Origin of the sequence: Clostridium sp. LS (assembly GCF_002760435.1) — a bacterium.
In the GTDB taxonomy this organism is placed as follows: domain Bacteria; phylum Bacillota; class Clostridia; order Clostridiales; family Clostridiaceae; genus Clostridium.
In genome coordinates this window covers 1-4,129 of sequence record NZ_AUUU01000159.1, presented here as the reverse complement: position 1 = coordinate 4,129, position 4,129 = coordinate 1, and the positions used below count along the sequence as shown (strand labels likewise).

The 4,129-nt window shown below is 26.7% G+C and carries 5 protein-coding genes; all 5 read right to left on the bottom strand.

From position 1 onward, the window contains the following. Window positions 1-212: 212 nt before the first annotated feature. The 5 genes from COL3_RS24840 to COL3_RS24825 all read right to left on the bottom strand — a co-directional run bounded on the left by COL3_RS24840 (window position 213) and on the right by COL3_RS24825 (window position 3,911). Complete coding sequence (locus COL3_RS24840) at window positions 213-812, bottom strand: hypothetical protein (protein WP_008419679.1); 600 nt, start codon at window positions 810-812, stop codon at window positions 213-215. A gap of 400 nt (window positions 813-1,212) precedes the next feature. Then, window positions 1,213-1,566 (bottom strand): response regulator, encoded by a 354-nt coding sequence (locus tag COL3_RS24835; RefSeq protein WP_008419677.1) that lies wholly within the window; start codon window positions 1,564-1,566, stop codon window positions 1,213-1,215. 80 nt (window positions 1,567-1,646) lie between these two features. Continuing rightward, on the bottom strand, window positions 1,647-2,693 hold the full coding sequence (locus COL3_RS24830; protein ID WP_008419676.1) for an HD-GYP domain-containing protein: 1,047 nt from the start codon (window positions 2,691-2,693) through the stop codon (window positions 1,647-1,649). Between the two features lie 84 nt (window positions 2,694-2,777). Further along, on the bottom strand, window positions 2,778-2,918 hold the full coding sequence (locus tag COL3_RS29000) for a hypothetical protein (RefSeq protein WP_180277986.1): 141 nt from the start codon (window positions 2,916-2,918) through the stop codon (window positions 2,778-2,780). A gap of 165 nt (window positions 2,919-3,083) precedes the next feature. Next, a complete protein-coding gene (locus COL3_RS24825; RefSeq protein WP_008419674.1) occupies window positions 3,084-3,911 on the bottom strand; it encodes a hypothetical protein in 828 nt (275 codons plus the stop codon). Window positions 3,912-4,129 lie beyond the last annotated feature (218 nt).

The window sequence follows — 4,129 nt, the reverse complement described above, 5'->3', positions numbered from 1 at the left end:
ATATCTACCTCCCTTAATTAATTTAATTTTGCTTGGCAGTAATATATTAACCATTAATAAAAATAATAATCTATTAAATTGTTTACAAAAATACTATAGATAGCTTGTATTAGATAAATTTAGCTTAAGTACTTTTCATTGATATGAAATAGGCCTAAAAGATGCTTTTTTAATCTTTTAGGCCTTAATTTTATGCATCTCATTAAAATTTTTTATTTATAAGAAAGTGATATAGTTGTGCTATTATCTATTTGACTTAACTTATATGTCCATTCCTCTGTATTTTTATTAATATCCCCTAAAGTTTTAGAATTTACAATGCTTTTTGGCACAGTGACTTCATTTCTAAGTTTAATATTGCTTATATAATTATAAATCTTCTCATCATTATTAATATTACTTTTAATTAATCTATCTATAGCTGACTTATTAAATTTCAATTCAATATCATAAATATTCTCCATAACTTGAGCTCTCTTTGAATATGTCATCTTTGCCAATCCGCTTGAATTTATTATCTGCTCAAGTTCTTTTATATTTTTGAATTCATATGTAATTTCTTCTATAGTCATATTTGCTTTTGAATATTTATTAAAAAGATATCCATTGTCATGAGCCCATTTGTGATTAATTATATCTCCCTGTAACTTTGAAGCTATAAAATCGTCATATATTATTTGTAATTTTACCGTACCAGATTCATCCGTATTAATCATAGTAGAACTTTTTAAATCTATGTCTCCACATCCAAACAACATAATAAATAAAATAAAAATAAATATATATTTTATTATTCTTTTTGCATTAATCATAAGCACTCCTCCAATTGTATTAAGAAAATATAACATGTTGCAAAATAACATATTTCCATATACTACGAACTCATTTTACTTCTATAACGTAAATGATCTAGGAACCTCCCCCTATTCACTTGTAAGTATTTTTTCTCCTTACTTAATATCTCACTTATACTCTAAAATTATGTCCTAAATATTTTAATTTTCTAGTGTTCTTTAAATACCTTTACTCTCATTACTAAATTTAATCTCAAGTGTCAATTCTTCACTAACTAAGGCTTAGCTTTTTAGAAACATGAAAAAAGTACCTATAAAGGTACTTTAAACACAATCTTCTATTTTGTTTTATAATTTTATATGTAACATAAAGGACAATTTACCCATTCTTTTAGTTTAAATTATAATAATAAATTATCTACACACTTTTCAGGGTCTTTATTACATAATCTTCTTTAAATGGCTTTACTATAAATCCTTTTGCGCCATTTATTATAGCTTCTCTTACACATGTTTCCTGGCCCATTGCAGAAATCATTATTACTTTTGCATTTTTATCTAGGCTTGTGATTTGCTTCACTGCTTCTGTACCATCCATTTCAGGCATCGTTATATCCATAGTTACAATATCTGGTTTTAAATTCATGTAATTCTGGACTGCTTCTAAACCATTGCAAGCTTCCCCAACAACTTCGAAGTCATTTTTTTCTAACATTGTCTTAAGAGAAAGCCTCATAAAAGCAGCATCATCTACAATTAGAACTTTTTTCATATCCTCTCTCCTCCCAATTTAAACAATTCTTTGTTTTTAAATACCCTTTTAAAATAATCTAAATTTTTTATATAATAAATTTAAACATAAACGCTGGTTATGCTTAAATCTACTTTCCTTGAAAAATCAATAAGTTCATCTTCTACTTGTACAATAGGGCTTAAGACATCATTAGGTGGTATGTACATTATTTCACCAGTTCTACCATCCTCAAGTGTCACTTTCATGCCTATGTAATATGAACTTATATTATCTAAAAGTGCAAAAATAGCAGAAGTATCATAATATTTTACACCTTCAGTCATAAACATTAAAAATGCTTTAAAAGGAGTTGTCCCCTTTTTATATACCCTATTAGAGGTCATTGCATCAAATGTATCAGCTACTGAAATAATCTTTGCACCTAACACAATTTCTTTATCAGTTATACCAAGGGGATATCCAGATCCATCGATTTTTTCATGATGCATAAGTATTGCATTCTTTATATTATTATTTAAGTTGCTATACTGGTTAATCAAATAATAACCCCAAGTAGTATGTTTCTTAATTTCATTAAATTCTTCTGAGGTTAATTTACCCGGTTTATTTAAAATTTCATTAGGTATTCTTGTTTTTCCAATATCATGAAGAAGTGCAGATTGAATAACTTCTTGAATTGATTCTAAAGATAAATTCATCCACTTTGCAATAAGCATTGAGTATATAGCAACATTTATGCAATGAGTATATGTATACTCATCTGCATTTTTTAATGAATTTAAGCATTCAATAATTACACCTGGTTCCTCTAAATATCTAATTACAGATTTAGATACTTTTAAAACATCATTAACATTTATGTTGCTTGTCATCATTAATTCGCTTATTATTTTCTGGACCTGCTTAATATCTTCCTCATAGTCCCTTTTAAAACTTTCTAATATGGAATTACTTTCATCTACTTTATCATAATTCTTAGGAATATATACACATATTGAATATTCTCCTAAACTCATTAATTTATCAATAATATATGTATTAAGCACAGTATTTTTTGAAGCTAGCTTTAACCCATTATATATTATGTCTTCAGCCAAAATCATACCTGTTTTACAGTTTGTCACTAATACCCTTTGCTCTACCAATCTAATCGCCTCAATCCCAATTTTTCTGTCACTTATCGTATATTCTACAATAGAATATCCTTAAAGATATACAATATAAGCATGTTAAGGATTTATATTTATTTTTATTTTTATTTTTAAATTCTTACAAAATTCTTGAATAATAATCAAAATTTTTCCTTCATCACCATTATAACATAACAAGTACTTTTTCTTCCACTCATCATCAATAAATTTCTTTGTCAAAATTAGGTTAATTCATATCTCCTTTATGCTTATAATCTAAACATTAAAAAAAATTATAAACAAAAAAATCTTACAAGGTAAACTATAAAACAGCTTTATCCTTATAAGATTCTTTTTACCATGAACTTAAATTTATTTTTAGTAATAGCTTACTTATTACTCATATTAATCTTTCAAAATATTTTTCAAAAATTTACATAAGATAACTAAGCAAATAATCGAAAAAATAGAAAAGATAATAATTTGAGTGATAGTGTTGATACCTTCCTTTTGCATTGAAACTATCATTAAACAAATAATATTCACATTAGTTAATACTGCAAAAACCATCATCATAGGTGCAAGAAAATAACCCTCATTTTTTCTTTTTAGTACTTTAAAAGAAGAAATAAACATTAATGGTAGATAAAACGAAAAATCCAATGCTTGTACTGGATTTGTAAGCAAAGCATCTTTTGTTATATCCTCTGGTACGGTATTTTTAATGACGGCAGGCACTGAATTTGAAAGCCATAAAAAAGTAAATATTAACGCTATGGCAAATAAAAAAACTCCAATTGTTTTAACTGGTGCGCTTTTTGAAAACCAACTTTTAAAATTTACATTAATATTTTTAATAAAAAAATTAATTACTGAATAAATTGATAAGCCTAATATTACACAATAAACATGAAATAAAAAGTTAAAATGTACTGCAAAACAATAGATAACATAAGAATAAACGTTAGTAAGCATCGTACCAATCCAGATAATTTGAGCCGCCTTGTTTCTCTTTGAAGCATAAAAGGCAGAAATTAAAAGAATTGGACATATAAAAATTAAATTTGAGATATCCTGGCCAATAGTTTGTGCAAGCCAATCTACAGTTTCTTTAGAGTACAATTTTTGATAGCTAATTCCTGTAGTACTGCAGACTATTATAAGTATAGCTATTACAATTGTTAAACGTAGTTCCATGTTATTCCTTTCAGTTTTTAAGTTAAGTTTATCCATAGCAGCCTCCTTAACATATAGGTAACACATTACCTATATAAATAATATATTACCATTATTTTTCTTGTCAACATGTTTCTGGTATATATAGAATAAAGGTGTTCTACTCTGGCTTGGACAAAAAATAAAACTATTTCCCTTTTCATTATATAGATAAACCAACATGCGCGTAAAGCTTAACCAGTAATCACCAAATTATAGGGGGAAGAGAGTAGCAC

Bases quoted from the DNA above. Each gene is read 5' to 3' on its own strand.
- COL3_RS24825 (WP_008419674.1), bottom strand. From the start codon at position 3,911: ATGGATAAACTTAACTTAAAAACTGAAAGGAATAACATGGAACTACGT.
- COL3_RS24840 (WP_008419679.1), bottom strand. From the start codon at position 812: ATGATTAATGCAAAAAGAATAATAAAATATATATTTATTTTTATTTTA.
- COL3_RS24835 (WP_008419677.1), bottom strand. From the start codon at position 1,566: ATGAAAAAAGTTCTAATTGTAGATGATGCTGCTTTTATGAGGCTTTCT.